Source organism: Microbacterium sp. NPDC089190 (assembly GCF_040701795.1).
Lineage (GTDB): Bacteria > Actinomycetota > Actinomycetes > Actinomycetales > Microbacteriaceae > Microbacterium > Microbacterium galbum.
Genome location: NZ_JBFBHF010000003.1, coordinates 678,658 through 698,353, shown reverse-complemented (window position 1 = coordinate 698,353; position 19,696 = coordinate 678,658). Strand labels below are relative to the sequence as shown.

The following is a 19,696-nucleotide window of genomic DNA, read 5'->3' as shown; positions in this document are numbered from 1 at the left end:
GTCACCGTAGGAGTGGGAGGGGGGTGGGGTGTCGGCGCGGGGCGCGCGTTCTTCGCCAGCATAGCGAGAACGACCGACGCCGTTGCCGTTCGTGACGGGGGTCGACAGGCGGCCGTGCGTGTGGTGGGGATGGCATAGAATCGTGGTGATTACATACGCGCTACCCCGGGGGACGATGGACATCTCGACGACGTCGCACGTCATTGCGACGACCGATCGCCGCTCCGTCGGACGCACCCTCCGGGCCTACGTCGCTCTGACGAAGCCCCGCGTCCTCGAGTTGCTGCTGGTGACCACCGTTCCGGTGATGATCCTCGCGCAGGGCGGGCTGCCGAACCTCTGGCTGATCCTCGCCACCGTGATCGGCGGCTCGCTCAGCGCCGGTTCGGCGGCCGCGTTCAACATGTACCTCGACCGCGACATCGACGCGCACATGCAGCGCACGGTGAACCGACCGCTGGTCACCGGCGAGGTCTCGCCCCGGGGGGCTCTGACGTTCGCCTGGACGCTCGCGGTCTTCTCCACCGTGTGGCTGCTGGTGTTCACCAACCCGCTGGCGGCGGGCCTGTCGGCGGTCGCGATCTTCTTCTACGTCGTGATCTACACGATGATCCTCAAGCGTCGCACCGAGCAGAACATCGTGTGGGGCGGCATCGCGGGGTGCTTCCCGGTGCTCATCGGTTGGTCGGCGGTGACGGGCTCGCTCTCCTGGGCGCCGTTCATCCTGTTCGCGCTGGTGTTCCTGTGGACGCCGCCGCACTACTGGCCGCTGTCGATGAAGTACGCCGCGCAGTACGACGAGGTCGACGTCCCCATGCTGGGCGCCACCCGCAGCGGTTCGCAGGTCGGCCTGCAGGTCATCCTCTACGCCTGGGCGACCGTCGCCTGTTCGCTCCTTCTCATCCCCGTCGCTTCGATGGGCCTGGTGTACAGCGTGTCGGCCCTCGTGTTCGGCGGCTGGTTCATCTACGAGTCGCACCGCCTCTACGCCCGTGCGGTGCGCGGCGGCGAGCCGCGGCCGATGCGCGTCTTCCACGCCTCGATCACCTATCTCACGCTGCTGTTCGTGGCGATCGCGGTCGACCCGCTCCTCCCGTTCTGAGCACGAGTCTTCAGGAAGCGCCCGCCCCGTCTCGGGGCGGGCGCTTCCTCGTGCGGATGCCGGGTCCTCGGCGTCATCCGCCACGTGCGACCTGCGCGCGGCGAGGTCAGAGAGCGGCGGCCACCGAGGTGGTGGCGCCCGTCAGCGGGCGGCTCATCTCGAGGAGCCCGCCGTCGTCGGGCTGCGGCTCCCGCCCGAGGACCCGCAGCTCCTCGACGCGCCCCGTGGGGACGAACCCGTTCCGCGCGTAGTACCGGCGAGCGGGCACGGCGTGCTCGGCCACCCAGAGGCGGAGGACCGTTCCGCGCGAGCCCGCCCAGCGCAGGATCGACTCGAAGAGCGCGTCGGTGACGCCGGCGGCCCTCCCTCGCGCGTCGGGTGTCACGTAGACGCCCGTGAGGACGGGCTCGGGGCCGTGGGCGTCGCCGATCTGCGCGCACATCATCCCGAGCCAGCGTCCCGTCTCGTCGTCTGTCGCCACGACGCTGGTGGTGTCGGGCTGACCGCCGCGTCGGGCTCGCATCCGCCATCCGTCTTCGGGGATGCTCAGCGTCTCGTCGACCGTCGCCGTCCAGGAGACCGGGTTGTCGGTGGCGTTCTCGAGACGGAACGTCCGCAGCTGCGGCCAGTCTTCTTCCCGCGTCGTTCGGAGGGTGAACATGTCTTCAGCGTAGGCACGCTCGTCGGCGCCCCTGGACGCGGAAGCGCCCGCCCCCGAGGGGAGCGGGCGCTTCCGGGACAGCGTCAGCGACGCGTGGCGTCGTCTCCGGTGTCGAGCGTGGGCTCGTCGTGGCGGGCGGCCGCCGCGGCCGCCGGAGGAGCCGTGGCGGTCGACGGGGTCTCGACGTCGGCATCCTCCACCGCGAGGGGCGCAGCGGTCGTGGCCGGCGCGAAGGGGGCGGCGGGAGCGGTGCTGTCGGCGGCGGTCTCGTCGTCGCTGTTCCAGTCGATGGTCTCGATCGCGACGTCGGGGCGACGGGTCAGCGTGGCGGCGGCGCCCAGGGCCAGCACGAGGGCGATGCCGATCGCACCGGCGCCGAGTACGGCGGCGCCGACGACGACCCACGACTGACCGACGTAGACCTGCACGACGGTGGCGTTCGGGTCGTTGAGCACCTGCTCCATCGCATCGATCCCGTTCAGGACGATCGCGAGTCCACCGCCGATGGCGGCCAGGGAGGCGACGACGAGCACCCAGAACGGGATGCTGGTCACCAGGCGGGGGCGGGTCTTCATGGGGAGTACTCCTTGTCGTTCCGGCGCGGGGGCACCGGACTGGCGTTCCCCGACGCGGTGGCATCGGGAATGCCCGGGCTGAACCCGGAACGTCAAGGTTCTCTCACCGGTCCTGGCGGGGCCTAGGGGTCGCCGATGAATGCCCTATGAGCGTATAAGGGGGAGCGGGGCGTCAGGCGCGGGCGTCGGCGGTGGCGCGACCGCTCTCGGCCGAGGCGGCGACGACCGGGGTCTTCAGCCGCAGCACGACGACCGTCATGGTCGCCGCCGCGAGGGCCGCGAGCACCATGTGCGTGCCGACGGCGATCTCGGGGAGGCCGTTGCGCGCCTGGTAGAGGCCCACCGCGATCTGCACGAGTTCGACCGCCAGCAGTGCGGTCGCCCAGCGTCGGACGGGCAGACGGAGGCGCCAGGCGGCGACGACGACGACGAGCGTGAGGGCGAACAGGGCGTATCCGGGCCAGGCGTGCACGTGCTCCAGCACCTGCGCGTCGAAGCCGTTGCGCACCGAGGCCTCGTCGCCGGAGTGGGGACCCGCACCGGTGGTCAGCACCCCGAAGCCGATGGTCAGCGCCAGCACGCCGGTGGTCGCGTGCACGAGCCCGGCGAACCAGCGGGGCACCGACAGCGTGCGGGGCCCGGCCGGCTGGTACATGCGCACCAGGAAGGCGGCGCACACGGCCACGAGCACCACCGAGGCGACGTAGTGGAAGCCGACGATGAAGGGGTTCAGGCCCGTGAGCACCGTGATACCGCCCACGACCGCCTGCGCGATGATTCCGCCGAGGACGATCAGCGACAGCACGAACAGGACGCGGCGCTCGTGACGCATGCGCCACACGAGCACGACCACGGCGAGGGCGAGGATGCCGACCAGGCCGGTGAGTGTGCGATTGCCGAACTCGATGATGCCGTGGATGCCCATCTCGGGGGTGTTCACGAGCGAGTCGGGGGTGCAGCGCGGCCACGTGGGGCAGCCCAGGCCCGATCCCGTCAGACGCACGGCCCCGCCGGTGCCGATGATGAGCACCTCGGCGATGAACGACAACCACGCGAACACCTTCACCCGGCGGTCGACCCGCGTGGGCAGCCACGCGCCGAGGCGCCGCAGGACCGCGGGGACGCGGGACGGGGAGGGGGAGGACGGGGCGGAGGGCATGCGTACGGCTTCCTGGCGTCGGGGCCGTCCCGGCGTTCGGGAGAGCGGGACTGCCATGCCGGGAGCGGGTGTTGCCTGTAGAATCGAAGGGTCCGTGTGCAGCGCTCACGCGATCCGCACAACAGACAGTCTAGGCGCGCAGCCAGCGCCTTCGAGCGGGCCCACCAGCGACGAACCTGGGACTTCGACCGGAGTCCGGAATGTCGGGGCGGATGACACCGTTGAGGCCCGAGAAGGAGAGTGATCACCATGTCCGATGTCCTCATCGACCGACCAGAGCTCGAGAGCCTGGGGCAATACGAGTTCGGCTGGCACGACACCGACGCCGCGGGCGCCGTCGCGCAGCGCGGCATCAACGAGGACGTCGTGCGCGGCATCTCCTCGCTGAAGTCCGAGCCGGAGTGGATGCTGAAGACCCGTCTGAAGGGGTTCCAGCTCTTCGGCAAGAAGCCCATGCCGACCTGGGGCGCCGACCTCAGCGACATCGACTTCGACAACATCAAGTACTTCGTGCGCTCGACCGAGAAGCAGGCGCAGTCGTGGGAGGACCTCCCGGAGGAGATCCGCAACACGTACGAGAAGCTCGGCATCCCCGAGGCCGAGCGTCAGCGCCTCGTCGCCGGCGTCGCCGCGCAGTACGAGTCCGAGGTGGTGTACCACCAGATCCGCGAGGACCTCGAGCAGCAGGGTGTCATCTTCATGGACACCGACACGGCGCTGCGTGAGCACCCCGAGTTCTTCGAGGAGTACTTCGGCACGGTCATCCCCGCCGGCGACAACAAGTTCGCGGCGCTGAACACCGCCGTGTGGTCGGGCGGCTCGTTCGTCTACGTCCCCAAGGGCGTGCACGTCGAGATCCCGCTGCAGGCGTACTTCCGCATCAACACCGAGAACATGGGTCAGTTCGAGCGGACGCTGATCATCGCCGACGAGGACAGCTACGTCCACTACATCGAGGGCTGCACCGCCCCGATCTACAAGAGCGACTCGCTGCACTCGGCCGTGGTCGAGATCATCGTGAAGAAGAACGCCCGCGTGCGCTACACGACGATCCAGAACTGGTCGAACAACGTCTACAACCTCGTCACCAAGCGCGCCGTCGCCCACGAGGGCGCGACCATGGAATGGGTCGACGGCAACATCGGCTCCAAGGTGACGATGAAGTACCCCTCCATCTACCTCATGGGCGAGCACGCCAAGGGCGAGACCCTGTCGGTCGCCTTCGCCGGTCCCGGTCAGCACCAGGACGCCGGCGCGAAGATGATCCACATGGCGCCGTACACGCAGTCGTCGATCGTGTCGAAGTCCATCGCCCGTGGTGGCGGTCGCGCCGGTTACCGCGGTGAGGTGCGAGTGGATGCCAATGCGCACCACTCCGCCAACACCGTGCGCTGCGATGCGCTGCTCGTCGACACGATCTCGCGCAGCGACACCTACCCCGCGATCGACATCCGCGTCGACGACGTGCAGCTCGGCCACGAGGCGACCGTCTCGAAGGTCAGCGAGGAGCAGCTGTTCTACCTGCAGTCGCGCGGCCTCCCCGAAGACGAGGCCATGGCGATGATCGTGCGCGGGTTCATCGAGCCCATCGCCCGCGAGCTCCCGATGGAGTACGCGCTCGAACTCAACAAGCTCATCGAGATGGGCATGGAAGGCAGTGTTGGTTAAGTGACGACTGCGACCGAAACTCCCGCAGCCGCCGAGGGTCACATCGACCCGGCAGCCCTCGTGGCATCCGTCGTCCCGGTGCAGACGCGCTCGGAGCGGAAGACCTCGTTCGACCCGGCCGACTTCGGCACCCCCACGGGCCGCGAGGTCAACTGGAAGCTCAGCCCGATCGACCGGCTCGCGCCGCTCTTCGTCGACGAGGCCGGTCCGACCGGCGTCATCACCGTCGACGTCGAGGCGCCGGCCGCGGTCGAGCAGCTGCGCCTCGCCGCGGGCGACGCCCCGCGCGGCGAGCACTTCCGCCCGGAGGACCTCCCTGCCGCCCTCGCGTGGACGCACGAGGCCGAGGCGCCTCTGCTGCGGATCCCCGCGAACGTCGAGCTCGATGAGCCCGTCGTGGTGCGTCTGACCGGCACCGGCGGCCTCGCGCACGCTCATGTCGTCATCGAGGCGCAGCCGAACTCGCGCGGCACCGTCGTGCTGCGACACGAGGGCACCGCGACCCACGCGCAGAACGTCGAGATCATCGTGCGCGACGGAGCCGACCTCACCGTCGTCTCGGTGCAGCGGTGGGACGACGACGCGGTGCACGCGGCATCCCACCAGGCGCGCGTCGACCGCGACGCCAAGCTCACGCACGTCGTGGTGAGCTTCGGCGGCGGCGTCGTGCGCGTGAACCCCTCGGTCGAGCTCTCGGGCCCCGGCGCCGAGGGGCGTCTGTACGGCCTGTCGTTCTCCGACGCCGGTCAGCACCTCGAGTCGCAGGTGTACCTGCACCACAAGGGCCCGCACACCGTCGGCGACGTGCTCTACAAGGGCGCGTTGCAGGGGGAGAGCGCCCGGAGCGTCTGGATCGGCGACGTGCTGATCGGACCGGATGCCACGGGCACCGACTCCTACGAAGCCAACCGCAACCTCGTGCTCACCGACGGCGCGCGCGCGGATTCGATCCCGAACCTCGAGATCGAGACGGGCGACATCCAGGGCGCCGGCCACGCCAGCGCCACGGGTCGTTTCGACGACGAGCAGCTGTTCTACCTGCAGGCCCGCGGCATCGCCGAGGACGAGGCGCGCCGCCTGGTCGTGCTCGGCTTCCTCAGCGAGATCGTGCAGCGCATCGGCATCCCCGAGCTCGAGACCGAGCTCATCGAGGCGATCGAGCACGAGCTGGCCGAGGGGACCGCCGCGTGAGCGCGTCGCGCGTCTGCGCCCTGAGTGATCTCGTGCAGGACGAGGCGCGTCGCGTCGAGATCGACGGCGTCGCGATGGCCGTCGTGCTCGACGGCAACGGCGACGTGCACGCGATCGGAGACGTCTGCACGCACGGCGACATCTCGCTGTCCGACGGTTTCGTCGAGGGCGAGACGCTGGAGTGCTGGGCTCACGGCTCGGCGTTCTCGCTGAAGACCGGCCGTCCGCTGAACCTCCCGGCCTACGAGCCGGTTCCCGTGTACGAGGTCGTGATCGACGGAGACGACGTGCTCATCGATCCGTCCGTCACCAAGGCGACGGCCTGAGCCGCGCCGACACCAGAGACTTTACGAGTAAGGAACACCATGTCTGTCCTCGAGATCCGCGACCTCCACGTGACGGTCGAGACGGAGAACGGTACGACCCCGATCCTCAACGGCGTGACGCTGACCATGCGCACCGGTGAGACCCACGCCATCATGGGCCCCAACGGCTCCGGCAAGTCGACCCTGGCGTACACGATCGCCGGTCACCCCAAGTACACCGTCACGAGCGGCTCGATCACGCTCGACGGTGAGGACGTGCTCGAGATGAGCGTCGACGAGCGCGCTCGCGCCGGTCTCTTCCTGGCGATGCAGTACCCCGTCGAGATCCCCGGCGTCACGGTCACCAACTTCCTGCGCACGGCCAAGACGGCCATCGACGGCGAGGCGCCGGCGATCCGCAGCTGGACCAAGGACGTCAAGGGCGCCATGGAGAACCTGCGCATGGACGCGAAGTTCGCCTCGCGCAACGTCAACGAGGGCTTCTCCGGCGGCGAGAAGAAGCGCCACGAGATCCTCCAGCTCGAGCTGCTCAAGCCGAAGATCGCGGTGCTCGACGAGACCGACTCGGGCCTCGACGTCGACGCGCTGAAGATCGTGTCGGAGGGCGTGAACCGCGCGAAGGAGCAGACCGACCTCGGTGTGCTGCTCATCACGCACTACACGCGCATCCTGCGCTACATCCGTCCCGACTTCGTGCACGTGGTGGTCAAGGGCCGCATCGTCGAAGAGGGCGGCCCCGAGCTCGCCGACCGACTCGAGGAAGAGGGCTACGACCGCTTCCTCGAGGCCGGTACGCCGATCGACGCGTAAGATCGTTACATGACCGCAACCCTCGCTCCCGAGAAGTACGACGAGGTCACCGAGGCCCTGAAAGACGTCATGGACCCCGAACTGGGGATCAACGTCGTCGACCTCGGCCTCATCTACGACCTCGCGTGGGACGACGAGAACGACGCGCTCGTCATCCACATGACCCTCACCTCGGCCGGGTGCCCCCTGACCGACGTGCTCGAAGAGCAGACGGCTCAGGCCCTCGACAACGTGGTGGACCGCTTCCGCATCAACTGGGTGTGGATGCCGCCGTGGGGCCCCGAGCGGATCACCGACGACGGCCGCGACATGATGCGCGCCCTCGGTTTCGCGATCTGAGACCCGACTCTCGAACGCCCATCCCTTCGGGGGTGGGCGTTCGTCGTCGCGGCCCTTGGTCGTTGCCGGCCTGCGCCGTGTGTCGTCGTCTGACGCGCGCGCTGCGGGCCCTCGGGGCCGTCGTTAGGCTTTTCGCATGAGCGTCACCCCCCTGCAGGCCCTGCCCCTGGACCTCCTCCGTCAGCGCTCCAGCACGAAGTGGCGCTCGTACGGCGACGACGTCATCCCCATGTTCGTCGCCGAGACCGACTTCCCGCTCGCCCCCGCGATCACCGCGGCGCTGCAGCGTGCGGTCGAGATCGGCGACACCGGGTACACGCCGCCCCGCCCCGGCATCGATCTCGATTTCGCCGCCTACGCCCACCGGCGGTGGGGCTGGACGATCGATCCGGCACGCGTGCGCTGGACGGGGGACGTGATGATGGGCGTGGTCGAGGTGCTCCGCGCGGTGACGTCGCCGGGCGACCGCGTCGTCGTGACGCCGCCGGTGTACCCGCCGTTCTACGACACGGTCGAGGAGGCCGGGGCCGTCGTGGAGCGCGTCCCCCTCGTCGACGACGGGGAGCGATGGAGCCTCGACCTCGGCGGGATCGAGGACGCTCTGGCATCCGGGGCCCGCGCGGTGCTGCTGTGCAACCCGCACAATCCCACGGGCACGGTGCACACGCGCGACAGCTTGGCCGCGCTCGCACGGCTCGCCCAGCGGTACGGCGCGAGCGTCGTCAGCGACGAGATCCACGCGCCGCTGACGCACGCGCCGGCGGCGTTCACCCCGTTCCTGGATGCCGGGCCGGAGGCCGCCGCGGTCGGGTATGCGGTGACGAGCGCGAGCAAGACCTACAACCTCGCCGGGCTCAAGTGCGCGGTCATCGTCACCGGGGCGGAGGAGACCGCGCAGGTCGTGCGCGCGCTGCCGTGGGAGGTCGAATGGCGCGCGGGTCTGTTCGGCGTGATCGCCAACCGGGCGGCGTTCGCGGCGGAGAGCGACCCCTGGCTCGACTCCCTGCTGGCGGCTCTCGACGAGAACCGACGACTGCTCGCCGACCTGCTCGCCGAGCACCTCCCGCTGGCCCGCTACCGTGTTCCCGAGGCCGGCTTCCTCGCGTGGGTCGACGTGTCGGCCTACGGGTGGGGCGACAATCCCGCGCCCTTCCTCCGCCGCGAGGCCAAGGTCGCGTTGCACCACGGCCCGCTGTTCGGCACGGAGGGGATCGGCCACGTGCGCATCAACGTCGGGTGCGCGCCGGAGGTGCTGCGCGAAGCGATCGAACGCGTCGGGGCGCTGGTGCCGCGGCCCTGACGTCGGCGGGCGTCGTGCACGCGGGCCCCGCCCCGGGGCGCCGCGTCGCGCAGTGGTCGTCCACCGGCGAGGTTTCCGGGGCAGCGCGCCTGGCATCCGAGGATAGGTAAGGATATCCTTATCGGGTGAAGACCGCCACGCGCCCCGCTTACCGTCCGTACGTCGCCGTGGTGAAGTCCGCCCGCCGCCTGTCGCCCCACTTCGCCCGCATCACCTTCACCTCTCCGGATTTCGAGGTCTTCGGCATCGATCGGCGCGACCAGCGCGTGAAGATCGTCCTCCCCGGCGCCGACGGTCGCCTCTGCGACATCGGGCAACACGACCCCGAGGCCATCGACAACGGCGAGTGGTACACGCGGTGGCGCGACCTGCCGGAGGACGAGCGGATGCCGTTCCGCACCTACACCGTGCGGCGCATCGATCCCGCGGCGCTCGAGCTCGACATCGACTTCGTGCTGCACCACGACGCCGGCCCCGCCGGTGCCTGGGCGGAGTCGGCGATGGCGGGTGACAGCATCCTGGTCGTCGGTCCCGATGCGCGCAGCGACGATTCCGCGCAGGGCATCGACTTCCACCCGGGGACGGCGCAGCGTCTGCTGCTCGCGGGTGACGAAACGGCGGCGCCGGCGATCTGCGCGATTCTCGAGGGACTCGGTCCCGGCTTCGTCGTCGACGCCTTCGTGGAGGTGCCGACGATCGACGACGCGCTCTCCGTCGGCCCGGGCGCCCTGCCCGTCACCTGGCTCGCCCGCGACGACCGCCCGCACGGCGAGGCCTTGATCGAGGCGGTCGAGGCGTGGGCCGCGGGTTCCCGGGCGGTGCTGGAGCGCGCCGCCGCGCCGCGCCCGCAGGAGCTCGAAGACATCGACCTCGACGTCGACCTGCTGTGGGACAGCCCGGCAGACGGCGAAGGGGAGTTCTACGCGTGGATCGCGGGGGAGTCGCAGACGGTGAAGACCCTGCGACGGTTGCTCGTCCAGGGGCACGGCGTCGATCGCAAGCGCGTGGCGTTCATGGGGTACTGGCGCGAGGGCCAGGTCGAGCGGACCGCCTAGGCGACCCGCACGAAAGGGCCCGCACGGGGATGCCGTCCGGGCCCTTTTGCGTGCGCGAACCCGCGTCCGCGTCCCGTCATGTCACGTCAGCGCGAGGGCGTCGCGGTCTCGTGCAGGGTGTGGTGGCGCCCGATCGGCACGATCATCGGGCGGCCCGTGAGGGGATCGGGGACGACGCGACTGCGCAGCCCGAAGACCTCCTGCACGGTGGCTTCGGTGAGCACCTCGGCCGGGTCGCCCGCGGCGACGATACGCCCCTCCGCCATCGCGACGAGGTGGTCGGCGTACCGCGCGGCGAGGTTGAGGTCGTGCAGCACCATCGCGACGGTGGTCCCGCGTTCGCGGTTGAGGTCGGTGAGCAGGTCGAGCACGTCGATCTGGTGGCTGATGTCGAGGAAGGTCGTCGGTTCGTCCAGCAGCAGGACATCGGTCTCCTGCGCGAGGGCCATCGCGATCCACACGCGTTGACGCTGTCCGCCGCTGAGCTGATCGACGTGCCGGTCGGCGAGGTGAGCGGTGTCGGTGGCGTCGAGCGCGCGCGCGACGGCGTCGTCGTCGGCGCGCGTCCAGCGGGACAGCGCGCCCTGGTGCGGGTGGCGACCGCGACTGACGAGGTCGGACACCGCGATGCCGTCGGGAGCGACCGGTGACTGGGGGAGCAGCCCCAGCACGCGCGCGACCTGCTTCGTCGGCATCCGATGGATCGCCTTCCCGTCCAGCAGCACCTGACCGGTGGTCGGGGAGAGCAGACGGGCCATGGCCTTCAGCAGCGTCGACTTGCCGCACGCGTTGGCGCCGACGATGGCCGTCACCTTTCCCGGCGGGAGGGAGAGGTCGAGCGCGTCGACGATCGTGCGGTCTCCGTATCCGAGGGTGACGCCCTCGGCGGTCAGGCTGCGCTCGACGGTCATCGTGACGTTCCTTCCACGCGGGAGAGGGGAGGGACCGGCTGTCCAGGGAGAGTCATAGCGACGTTCCTTCGGATCGGCTGCTGCGGACGAGCAGGAAGATGAGGTACGGCGCGCCGAGCACGCCGGTGATGACGCCGACCGGAAGGCGGGTGCCGAAGGCGTACTGCGCGGCGAAGTCGGCGACGAGCACCAGCAGGGCGCCGACGAGACCCGCGGGCACGATCGGTGAGCCCACCGGACCGAGCAGGCGCACCGCGATGGGACCGGCCAGGAACGACACGAACGCGATGGGGCCTGCCGCCGCCGTTCCGAAGGCGAGGAGCCCGACGGCGGCGACGATCAACAGCAGGCGGCTGCGCTCGACGGGGAGCCCGATCGCCGCGGCGGTGTCGTCGCCCATGCGCAGGATCTCGAGGCGCCCGGAGAGGATGACCAGCACCGGGCCGAGCACGACGACCGCGAAGAGCACCGGCAGGGCGCGGTCCCAGGTGGCGTCGTTCAGATTGCCGGTGATCCAGCGCATCGCGGCGGGGAGATCGTATTGAGCGGCGCGCGCGATGACGTACGAGACCACGGCCTGGCACATGGCGGCCACGCCGATGCCGATGAGGATGAGGCGCGCCCCCGAGCTGCCGTCGCGGTAGGCGAGGAGGTAGATGATCAGCGCGGCCGCGAGAGCCGCGGCCATGGCCAGGAACGACACCGCCGTCTCGCCGAGGCCCAGCACGACGATGCCGATCACCGCGGCGGCGCTGGCGCCGGTGTTGATGCCGATGACGTCGGGACTCGCGAGCGCGTTGCGCAGCATCGTCTGGAACACGACGCCGCCCATGCCGAAGCACAGGCCGGTCAGCAGTCCGGTCATCGCGCGCGGAAGGCGCAGCTCGCCGACGGTGAATGAGGCTCCCGCGACGCGCTGGCCGGTCAGGACGCCCCAGACCTCCGCCGGGGAGTAGAAGGTCTGCCCGAGCATGAGGCTGAGCACGAACGCCACGACGACGAGAGCGGCGAGCGTGCCGGTGACGGCCGCCCAGCGGCGGCGGCGACGACGTCGACCGGACGAGACGGATGCCAGGGTGTCGGGCGCGGCGGGCGGCAGAGCACCGGGGTGGGTCAGGGACGCGCTCACAGGGCCCTCATCTTCTGTCGGCGGACGAGGGCGATGAAGAACGGGGCGCCGACGAGCGCGGTGACGATGCCGACCTCGATCTCCTCGGGGCGGGCGACGACGCGTCCGACCACGTCGGCGAGGGTGAGCAGGGTCGCCCCGCCCAGCGCCGAGACGGGGAGCAGCCATCGGTGGTCGACGCCGACGATGAGGCGGAGCATGTGCGGGACGACGAGCCCGACGAAACCGATGGGGCCGGCCACCGCGGTCGCGGCGCCGCACAGGACGACGGCGCCGCCGGTGGCGATGAGGCGGGCGGTGCGCACGCGGGCTCCGAGGCCGGTGGCGAGCTCGTCGCCCAGCGCGAGGGTGTTGAGGGCGGGGGCGGAGCCCAGGCAGACGAGGAACCCGACGAGAAGGAACGGCGCGACCTGGCCGATGGTCTCGAAGGTCGCGCCCCCGACGCCGCCGATCTGCCAGAACCGGAACACGTTCAGCACATCGGTGCGCGGAAGCAGGATCGCACTCGTGAGCGAGCTGAACGCCACGGCGGTGACCGCGCCGGCGAGTGCCAGGCGCAGGGGCGTGGCGCCTCCGCGTCCGAGTGAACCGATCGCGTAGACGAGGACGGCGGCGGCACCGGCTCCGAGCATGCCGATCCAGATGTACATCGAGGGCGAGCTCAGGCCGAAGAAGGCGATGCCCGTGACGATGGCGAGCCCCGCGCCGCCGTTGATCCCGAGGATCTGCGGATCGGCGAGGGGGTTGCGGGTGGCGCCCTGCAGGACGGTGCCCGACACGGCGAGGGCGGCGCCGACGAGGATCGCGAGGACGGTGCGCGGGATGCGCTTGGCGACAGCCGCGCTGGAGGCGGTGTCGGTGGAGCCGCCGAGGCCGGCCCAGACGTCGGCGGCCGTGACGTCGCGCGCGCCGAAGGTGACGGACAGGATCACCGCGACGACGAGGAGCACGACGAGAGCGGTGACACCGACGACGCGTCGCCGCCCCCAGTGACGCACGGGTGCGCCGCCGGGGGCGGTGACGGTCGGAGCGAGAGCGGTCATCGCGCCGACGGACGGAGGACCTGCATCAGGACGCGGCCTTCTCGGCGGCCGCGCCCACCAGTGCGATGTAGTCGTCGCCGTAGGTGGTGCCGATGTTGAGCGGGGTCGGGGTGATGGCCGACGACAGGGTCGATCCGCTCTCGATCACGGCGATCGCGCCGTTCTGCACGGCGGGCACCTTCGACAGCAGCGGGTCGGCCTGCATCGCCGCGATCATGTCGTCGCTGCCGTACGCGACCATCAGGTCGACGTCGGAGAACTTCTCGATCTGTTCGGTGCTGGGCGTGAACCAGAACGTCTCCGACGCGGAGGACTCCTCGGACACGTACGACGAGGGAGCGAGGCCGAGCTCCTGCAGGTATCCCATGCGCGGGTCGAGCGTGCTGTAGAAGCCGAGCGTCGACAGGTTCGTCGGGTCGAAGTACGTCAGCAGCGACTTCTTGCCCGCGAGGGCGGGGAACTTCGCCGCCTGGGTGCTGATGTGCTGCTCCTTCTCGGCGACGAGCGCGTCGGCCTCGTCCTTCAGTCCGAGCGCGGTGCCGTCGAGGGCCGTCATCTCCTGCCAGGTCGTGCCCCAGGCGACACCCTGATAGGTGACCACCGGTGCGATCTTGCTCAGCGTGTCGTACTGCTCCTGCGTCATACCCGAGTAGGCGGCCAGGATGACGTCGGGCTGGGCGTCGGCGATGGCCTCGTAGTCGTAGCCGTTCGACTCGTCCATGAGAACGGGCGTCTCCGCGCCGAGCTCGGCCAGCTTGTCCTTCGTCCAGGGGAGGAGTCCGTCGCCGTCCTCGTCGCCGTAGATGATCTTGGGCATCGCGACCGGGACGACCCCGAGGGCCAGGGCGACGTCCTGGTTACCCCAGTCGACGGTGACGACGCGCTCGGGCTTGGCGTCGATCGTGGTTTCGCCGAAGACGTTCTCGATCGTGACGGGGAATCCGGCATCCCCGGACGCGGCTTGCTCCTCGCCCGGGGCGGCGGAGGTACCGGCGCAGCCGGTGAGGACGAGGGCGGAACCGACGGCGAGGGCCGCCAGAGCGCGGAATCGGGACACGAAGAGCCTCCTGCGTGTTAGGTAAGGATAGGCTTAGTTTAGGTCAGGCGTCGGGTGAGATTGCAAACCCGGATGCCGATCGCCCGGGCCGTCGTCTCGACGCCGAGACAACGGCATCCGGGGCGTTCGACGACCCTCGGCGTCGGTGATCCGCTCGCGAAGACCGCGGAGGAGCAGCGTTGTCGGCGGGCTCGCACGAGGTGCGCCGTATACTGGGTGGCTGGCCTCTCTCGGCCACTCACCCTTCCCCGACTGAACGGACGTTCGCTGTGCTCGCCGTGCACGACCTCGAGATCCGCGTGGGCGCCCGCGTGCTCATGTCCGACGTGGCGTTCCGCGTCTCCGACGGCGACAAGATCGGCCTCGTCGGGCGCAACGGTGCCGGCAAGACCACCCTCACCAAGGTGCTCGCCGGCGATCTGCTGCCCTCGAACGGTGGCGTCGACCGCTCGGGTGAGCTGGGCTATCTCCCGCAGGACCCGCGCTCGGGCGACCCCGAGATGCTCGCGCGCACGCGCATCCTCGACGCGCGCGGTCTCGGCTCGCTCGCTCTCGGCATGCACGAGGCCTCGATGGCGATGGGCGACGACGATGCCGCGGTGGCCGCCAAGGCGATGAAGAAGTACGCGCGCCTCACCGAGCAGTTCGAGGCCGCCGGCGGGTACGCGGCGGAGGCCGAAGCGGCATCCATCGCCCACAACCTCTCGCTCCCCGACCGCATCCTCGACCAGCCGCTGAAGACCCTCTCGGGTGGTCAGCGGCGCCGCATCGAGCTCGCGCGCATCCTGTTCTCGGACGCGCAGACGATGATCCTCGACGAGCCGACCAACCACCTCGACGCCGACAGCGTCGTGTGGCTGCGCGAGTTCCTCAAGGGGTACAAGGGCGGCCTCATCGTCATCTCGCACGACGTCGAACTCGTCGGCGAGACCGTGAACCGCGTGTTCTACCTCGACGCCAACCGCCAGGTCATCGACGTCTACAACATGAACTGGAAGAACTACCTGCGCCAGCGGGTGGCCGACGAGGAGCGCCGCAAGAAGGAGCGCGCCAACGTCGAGAAGAAGGCCACGGCGCTGCAGCTGCAGGCTGCCCGGTTCGGCGCGAAGGCCTCGAAGGCCGCGGCCGCGCACCAGATGGTCGCGCGCGCCGAGAAGATGCTGTCGGGCCTCGACGACGTGCGCCAGGACGAACGGGTCGCCAAGCTCCGCTTCCCCAAGCCCGCGCCGTGCGGCAAGACGCCGCTCATGGCCTCAGGCCTGTCGAAGTCGTACGGGTCGCTGGAGATCTTCACCGACGTCGACCTCGCGATCGACCGCGGCTCGCGCGTCGTCATCCTGGGACTCAACGGTGCGGGAAAGACGACACTTCTGCGCATCCTCGCGGGCGTCGACCAGCCCGACACCGGGCAGCTCGAGCCCGGCCACGGCCTGAAGATCGGCTACTACGCGCAGGAGCACGAGAACCTCGACGTCAACCGCTCGGTGCTCGAGAACATGATGTCGTCGGCGCCGCACATCACGGCGACCGAGGCGCGCAAGGTGCTGGGGTCGTTCCTGTTCGTCGGCGACGACGTGCTGAAGCCCGCGGGCGTCCTCTCGGGCGGCGAGAAGACGCGTCTCTCGCTCGCGACGCTCGTCGTCTCGTCGGCGAACATGCTGCTGCTCGACGAGCCCACCAACAACCTCGACCCCGCCTCGCGCGAGGAGATCCTCGGCGCTCTCGCGCACTACGAGGGCGCCGTCGTTCTCGTCTCGCACGACGAGGGTGCCGTCGAAGCGCTCAACCCGGAGCGCGTGCTCATCCTGCCCGACGGCGTGGAAGACATCTGGGGCCGCGACTACGCGGACCTCATCACGCTCGCCTGAGAGGAGTCGATCCCGGATGCCGTGACCTGCGGCATCCGCTCGCGGTCAACGGGCGTCGAGCAGGGCGTCCTCGTCGTCGGCGTCGCGGTCCTTCGGGCGCTTGCGCGAGCGGTGGAGGGCCACCGGGTCGACGCGGCGTCGATCGGGCGTCGCCGCCGAGGTCGCCACTGCGGGGACACTCTCGGGAAGCTCGTCGTCGTCGGCTTCCTCCCGGCGGAGCTTGCGCTCGTTGATGATGACGTACGTGATGAAGCCGAAGCCCATGACGGCGAAGAGGATCCACTGGATCGCGTACGACAGGTAGGGTCCCGGATCGTTGCTCGGCGGATCGATGGGCAGGGGGGCCGTGGCCGGGGCGGGGGACTCCGACATGAGAAGGCCGTACGCGCCCTGCTCGAGTGGTCCCGTCTGCGCGGCGACGAGCCCGAGGTTGATCGTCGGCACCTGACCGGCCTCCGCGGTGCGGCCCGACGTCGGTGCCGCCTCGCCGGGGCGAAGGCGCACTTCCACGACCACGTTCCCGGACGGCGGGGCGGGGATCTCGTCGGGATCGGCCTGGCGATTGCCGGGAGGGAGCCAGCCGCGGTCGACGAGGAAGACGCGTCCGTCGGTCAGACGGAAGGGGACGAGCTGCTCGTAGGCGGCCGAGCCCCCGTGCGCGCGGTTGCGGACCAGGAGCTGCTCGTCGGCGAGGTACTGCCCCTCCAAGCGCACGGGGCGCCACTCGTCGGACGGGGTGAGGTCGGCACCGGGGGCGAGGAGGTCGCCGAGGGCGACGGCGGGCGCGTCGTAGTTGTCGGCGACGAGCTGCAGCTGCTCGCTGCGCTCCGCGTTGCGGGAGAACTGCCAGTTCGAGAGGAAGGCGCACGCGATGGCGAAGACGATCGCGACGCCGACGTACATCGCCCAGCGGGCGAAGGCGGGCATCTCGCGGGCGCTCACGCGGACGCTCCGTCCTCGCGCGCGTCCCGCGCGCTCACTCCGGGTCGTGCAGCCACGTCATCCAGCGTACGTCGCACGGGCGCTCAGACCGATTCGGCCGCGAGCGCAGCGACCTCGACGGGGAAGTCGCGCGCGGTGAGGAACTCCCGCAGGTAGGCGACGTGCTCGTCGCACGCGACCCAGATCTTGCGGCGGTCGGCACTGTGGATCCGCGGATTGCGCCACCGGATCGCCCACCTGGCGGTGTCGCGGCATCCGGCCCGGGAGCACTCGGCGGCCGCGTCGCCGAGGGGCGCGTCGGCGAGGGGAGCGTCGCCGTCAGGCGCGTCGCTCACGGGCGCGTCGCTCACGGGCGTTCGTCGCGGGGCCCGCCGAGGCGCGGGGTCTCGGCGATGCGGATGACGACGGGGCCGTCGGGCGCGGCTGCGGCAGGAGCGGGTGCGGGGCGGGGCGCCTCGATCGCGCGCTCGGGGCTGATCGCGGTGGTGTCGGCCGCGTCCTGACCGACGTTGGCGACGATGACCGCGAGGTAGGGGAGGAAGATGGCGCCCGCCGCGAAGACGAAGGTGTACCAGCCGTAGGGCGTGACGACGGCCATCGCGATGAAGCACGCGATGCGGATCCCCATCATCACCATGTATTTGGCGAAACGGCTGTCGGCGTCCTCCCGGGGAGCCTTGGGGAGCGACGTCGCTGACTGGGCGGCGCGGTTGGTCTTCACAGTGGTCTCAGGGTACGCCCGCGCGGACGGGGGTCGGCGCGTTCGAGCGATGGTCTTCTCGATGTCATGGCAAGCGAAGGCGGAACGTCGGAGGATCCATCGCGCCGAACACGGACGCGAGCGGTCAGACGCCGTAGCGCGAGCCGGACGACCCGGCGGTGACCGCGACCAGGATGACGAAGCCGATGACGATCAGCGCTCCGAGCCCGAGGCTGATGTAGCCGATCAGCAGACCCGCGAGGCCCATGCCGCGTCCGCGCTCGCCCGACGCCTTGATCTGCTTGAGCGAGATGTGCCCGGTGACGATGCCCACGATCTGCCCGATGACGGGGATGACGAAGATCCCGACGAGGGATGCCACGAGGGACACGATTGCGAGGGGGTTCGTGCGGGTGGGCGCGGTGCCGTACCCGTACGAGGCCGTTCCGTACGCCGACCCGCCGTAGGCCGGGGCGCCGTACGCGGGAGCGCCGTAGGCGGGGGCGCCGTACGTGGAGCTCGCGGTGCCGGTGGTGTCGTAGGGCGGGGTGGCGGGCTCGCCGGAGGCGGCAGCGGGGTACGCGGGAGTGCCGGAGGGTGCCGCACCGTACGCGGGGGCGGCGGCGTCGGGGGTGTCGTACGAGGCGGCCGGGGCGGACTCGCCGTACGCCGAAGCCGTGTCGTGTGCCGGGGTGTCCACGTCGGTACGGCTCTCATCCGCATCCGTGCGCGGGGTCGCGTCGCGGTCCGACGCGTCGTCGCGCGGCGCGTAGGGCGATCCCGACGGGTCGGGAACGGGCGTGCCGGTCCCCGTCGCCTGCTCGGGCTGGTTCGGGGCGGGGGTGCGGTCGTCGCTCACGGTGATCCCTTTCGTCGTGCTCCATCCAGCGTTTCAGCGGCGCTCGGCCCGTGTCAAACCCCGCGACGCTCCCGGCACCACGACGGCGCGGCGCCGCCGGCAACACGGCGCGGTCGGGGGACGCGGCTGTCGGGGAGAGGGCGCGCGGTCGACGCGCGACGTTGTCGGCAGGGCGCTGTCGATAGGCTGAGGCGGTTCCGTCTCTCGCAAGCCCAGGAGTTCCGCCATGTCTCAGGACCGCGTCGTCGTCGTCACCGGAGGGAACCGGGGGATCGGTCGCGCCATCGCCGAACGCTTCGTCGCCGAGGGGTGGAAGGTCGCCGTCACCGCCCGCTCGGGCGAGGGCCCCGAGGGGACGTTGACCGTGCGCGCCGACGTGACGGACGCGGCAGCCGTCGACGCCGCCTTCTCGCAGGTCGAGGCCGAGCTCGGTCCGATCGCGGTGGTCGTGGCGAACGCCGGCGTCACCAAGGACACGCTGCTGCTGCGCATGAGCGAGGACGATTTCGACAGCGTCGTCTCCACCAACCTCGGTGGGGCGTTCCGCGTCGTCAAGCGCGCGTCGAAGGGCATGCTGAAGGCGCGCTGGGGCCGCGTCATCCTGATCTCCAGCGTCGTGGGGCTCTACGGCTCGGCCGGGCAGATCAACTACGCCGCGTCGAAGAGCGCGCTCGTCGGCTTCGCCCGCTCGCTCACCCGCGAGCTCGGCGGCCGCGGGATCACGGCGAACGTCGTCGCTCCCGGCTTCATCGAGACCGACATGACGGCGGAGCTGCCCGCCGACACGCAGGCGGAGTACAAGAAGAACATCCCCGCGGGTCGGTTCGCCTCGCCCGACGAGGTCGCGGGCGTCGTCACCTGGCTGGCCGGGGACGATGCGGCCTACATCTCGGGCGCCGTCATCCCGGTCGACGGCGGCCTGGGCATGGGGCACTGACCGTCCGCACCCAGCCGGATGCCCCTCGCGCGGCGTCCCTGAGGGGCGCAGCGCGACCGTGCTC

At 70.6% G+C, this 19,696-nt stretch carries 21 protein-coding genes; 10 read left to right on the top strand and 11 right to left on the bottom strand.

All coding sequences use genetic code 11. From position 1 onward, the window contains the following. The first annotated feature begins 175 nt into the window (after positions 1-175). Complete coding sequence (locus AB0230_RS13315) at positions 176-1,102, top strand: heme o synthase (RefSeq protein WP_315995856.1); 927 nt, start codon at positions 176-178, stop codon at positions 1,100-1,102. 106 nt (positions 1,103-1,208) lie between these two features. Here AB0230_RS13315 and AB0230_RS13310 read toward each other — a convergent pair whose 3' ends face one another. The 3 genes from AB0230_RS13310 to AB0230_RS13300 form a co-directional block, all read right to left on the bottom strand. Beyond that, a complete protein-coding gene (locus AB0230_RS13310; RefSeq protein WP_363391296.1) occupies positions 1,209-1,763 on the bottom strand; it encodes a GNAT family N-acetyltransferase in 555 nt (184 codons plus the stop codon). An 83-nt stretch (positions 1,764-1,846) separates the two neighbouring features. Continuing rightward, positions 1,847-2,338, bottom strand: coding sequence for a dinucleotide-utilizing enzyme (locus AB0230_RS13305; RefSeq protein WP_366376196.1), 492 nt, complete (start codon positions 2,336-2,338; stop codon positions 1,847-1,849). 172 nt (positions 2,339-2,510) lie between these two features. Further along, on the bottom strand, positions 2,511-3,497 hold the full coding sequence (locus AB0230_RS13300) for a COX15/CtaA family protein (protein WP_366376194.1): 987 nt from the start codon (positions 3,495-3,497) through the stop codon (positions 2,511-2,513). 249 nt (positions 3,498-3,746) lie between these two features. Between AB0230_RS13300 and sufB the strand changes: the two genes are divergently transcribed. The 7 genes from sufB to AB0230_RS13265 all read left to right on the top strand — a co-directional run bounded on the left by sufB (position 3,747) and on the right by AB0230_RS13265 (position 10,186). Next, positions 3,747-5,165, top strand: a complete 1,419-nt coding sequence (gene sufB, locus AB0230_RS13295; protein ID WP_363391305.1) for a Fe-S cluster assembly protein SufB — start codon at positions 3,747-3,749, stop codon at positions 5,163-5,165. After that, positions 5,166-6,356, top strand: coding sequence for a Fe-S cluster assembly protein SufD (gene sufD / locus AB0230_RS13290; protein ID WP_363391308.1), 1,191 nt, complete (start codon positions 5,166-5,168; stop codon positions 6,354-6,356). Further along, positions 6,353-6,682 carry a non-heme iron oxygenase ferredoxin subunit gene (locus AB0230_RS13285; RefSeq protein WP_363391311.1) on the top strand — a complete coding sequence of 110 codons (330 nt, stop codon included), beginning with the start codon at positions 6,353-6,355 and terminating at the stop codon, positions 6,680-6,682. The genes sufD and AB0230_RS13285 overlap by 4 nt, the downstream gene beginning before the upstream one ends. Positions 6,683-6,721: 39 nt before the next feature. Beyond that, entirely contained in the window at positions 6,722-7,492 is a 771-nt protein-coding gene (gene sufC, locus AB0230_RS13280) for a Fe-S cluster assembly ATPase SufC (protein WP_058625386.1), read from the top strand. A gap of 9 nt (positions 7,493-7,501) precedes the next feature. After that, entirely contained in the window at positions 7,502-7,831 is a 330-nt protein-coding gene (locus AB0230_RS13275; protein WP_013586729.1) for a metal-sulfur cluster assembly factor, read from the top strand. A 136-nt stretch (positions 7,832-7,967) separates the two neighbouring features. After that, complete coding sequence (locus AB0230_RS13270; RefSeq protein ID WP_363578964.1) at positions 7,968-9,131, top strand: aminotransferase class I/II-fold pyridoxal phosphate-dependent enzyme; 1,164 nt, start codon at positions 7,968-7,970, stop codon at positions 9,129-9,131. A 125-nt stretch (positions 9,132-9,256) separates the two neighbouring features. After that, complete coding sequence (locus AB0230_RS13265) at positions 9,257-10,186, top strand: siderophore-interacting protein (protein ID WP_363391318.1); 930 nt, start codon at positions 9,257-9,259, stop codon at positions 10,184-10,186. Positions 10,187-10,272: 86 nt separating this feature from the next. Here AB0230_RS13265 and AB0230_RS13260 read toward each other — a convergent pair whose 3' ends face one another. The 4 genes from AB0230_RS13260 to AB0230_RS13245 are packed head-to-tail and all read right to left on the bottom strand — an operon-like array spanning position 10,273 to position 14,326. Next, positions 10,273-11,097, bottom strand: coding sequence for an ABC transporter ATP-binding protein (locus AB0230_RS13260; RefSeq protein WP_315995847.1), 825 nt, complete (start codon positions 11,095-11,097; stop codon positions 10,273-10,275). Between the two features lie 52 nt (positions 11,098-11,149). Further along, positions 11,150-12,226, bottom strand: coding sequence for an iron chelate uptake ABC transporter family permease subunit (locus AB0230_RS13255; RefSeq protein WP_315995846.1), 1,077 nt, complete (start codon positions 12,224-12,226; stop codon positions 11,150-11,152). Beyond that, positions 12,223-13,269 carry an iron ABC transporter permease gene (locus AB0230_RS13250; protein ID WP_366376189.1) on the bottom strand — a complete coding sequence of 349 codons (1,047 nt, stop codon included), beginning with the start codon at positions 13,267-13,269 and terminating at the stop codon, positions 12,223-12,225. Before AB0230_RS13250 ends, AB0230_RS13255 begins: the two co-directional genes overlap by 4 nt. A 25-nt stretch (positions 13,270-13,294) precedes the next feature. Next, a complete protein-coding gene (locus AB0230_RS13245) occupies positions 13,295-14,326 on the bottom strand; it encodes an iron-siderophore ABC transporter substrate-binding protein (protein ID WP_366376187.1) in 1,032 nt (343 codons plus the stop codon). 269 nt (positions 14,327-14,595) lie between these two features. On the opposite strand from AB0230_RS13245, the gene AB0230_RS13240 reads away from it, so the two are divergent. Further along, the gene (locus AB0230_RS13240; RefSeq protein WP_136585782.1) at positions 14,596-16,194 is read left to right on the top strand and encodes an ABC-F family ATP-binding cassette domain-containing protein; all 1,599 of its coding nucleotides are present in this window, start codon (positions 14,596-14,598) and stop codon (positions 16,192-16,194) included. Positions 16,195-16,239: 45 nt separating this feature from the next. Here AB0230_RS13240 and AB0230_RS13235 read toward each other — a convergent pair whose 3' ends face one another. From AB0230_RS13235 to AB0230_RS13220, 4 genes are all read right to left on the bottom strand, one after another. Further along, positions 16,240-17,121 (bottom strand): SURF1 family protein, encoded by an 882-nt coding sequence (locus AB0230_RS13235; RefSeq protein WP_366376240.1) that lies wholly within the window; start codon positions 17,119-17,121, stop codon positions 16,240-16,242. Between the two features lie 98 nt (positions 17,122-17,219). Then, positions 17,220-17,471, bottom strand: a complete 252-nt coding sequence (locus AB0230_RS13230) for a hypothetical protein (protein WP_366376185.1) — start codon at positions 17,469-17,471, stop codon at positions 17,220-17,222. Positions 17,472-17,482: 11 nt separating this feature from the next. Continuing rightward, positions 17,483-17,857: a DUF3099 domain-containing protein gene (locus AB0230_RS13225; RefSeq protein ID WP_366376183.1), complete on the bottom strand. Its 375-nt coding sequence runs from the start codon at positions 17,855-17,857 to the stop codon at positions 17,483-17,485. A gap of 124 nt (positions 17,858-17,981) precedes the next feature. After that, positions 17,982-18,695 carry a DUF4190 domain-containing protein gene (locus AB0230_RS13220; protein ID WP_366376181.1) on the bottom strand — a complete coding sequence of 238 codons (714 nt, stop codon included), beginning with the start codon at positions 18,693-18,695 and terminating at the stop codon, positions 17,982-17,984. Positions 18,696-18,921: 226 nt separating this feature from the next. On the opposite strand from AB0230_RS13220, the gene fabG reads away from it, so the two are divergent. Then, the gene (gene fabG, locus AB0230_RS13215) at positions 18,922-19,632 is read left to right on the top strand and encodes a 3-oxoacyl-ACP reductase FabG (protein WP_264630680.1); all 711 of its coding nucleotides are present in this window, start codon (positions 18,922-18,924) and stop codon (positions 19,630-19,632) included. Positions 19,633-19,696 lie beyond the last annotated feature (64 nt).

Excerpts from the sequence above, each read along its gene's own strand:
- AB0230_RS13305 (WP_366376196.1), bottom strand. The coding sequence starts at position 2,338 with ATGAAGACCCGCCCCCGCCTGGTGACCAGCATCCCGTTCTGGGTGCTC.
- AB0230_RS13275 (WP_013586729.1), top strand. The coding sequence starts at position 7,502 with ATGACCGCAACCCTCGCTCCCGAGAAGTACGACGAGGTCACCGAGGCC.
- sufC (WP_058625386.1), top strand. The coding sequence starts at position 6,722 with ATGTCTGTCCTCGAGATCCGCGACCTCCACGTGACGGTCGAGACGGAG.
- AB0230_RS13315 (WP_315995856.1), top strand. The coding sequence starts at position 176 with ATGGACATCTCGACGACGTCGCACGTCATTGCGACGACCGATCGCCGC.
- AB0230_RS13250 (WP_366376189.1), bottom strand. The coding sequence starts at position 13,269 with ATGACCGCTCTCGCTCCGACCGTCACCGCCCCCGGCGGCGCACCCGTG.
- AB0230_RS13260 (WP_315995847.1), bottom strand. The coding sequence starts at position 11,097 with ATGACCGTCGAGCGCAGCCTGACCGCCGAGGGCGTCACCCTCGGATAC.
- AB0230_RS13310 (WP_363391296.1), bottom strand. The coding sequence starts at position 1,763 with ATGTTCACCCTCCGAACGACGCGGGAAGAAGACTGGCCGCAGCTGCGG.
- sufB (WP_363391305.1), top strand. The coding sequence starts at position 3,747 with ATGTCCGATGTCCTCATCGACCGACCAGAGCTCGAGAGCCTGGGGCAA.
- AB0230_RS13300 (WP_366376194.1), bottom strand. The coding sequence starts at position 3,497 with ATGCCCTCCGCCCCGTCCTCCCCCTCCCCGTCCCGCGTCCCCGCGGTC.
- AB0230_RS13270 (WP_363578964.1), top strand. The coding sequence starts at position 7,968 with ATGAGCGTCACCCCCCTGCAGGCCCTGCCCCTGGACCTCCTCCGTCAG.
- fabG (WP_264630680.1), top strand. The coding sequence starts at position 18,922 with ATGTCTCAGGACCGCGTCGTCGTCGTCACCGGAGGGAACCGGGGGATC.
- AB0230_RS13235 (WP_366376240.1), bottom strand. The coding sequence starts at position 17,121 with ATGCCCGCCTTCGCCCGCTGGGCGATGTACGTCGGCGTCGCGATCGTC.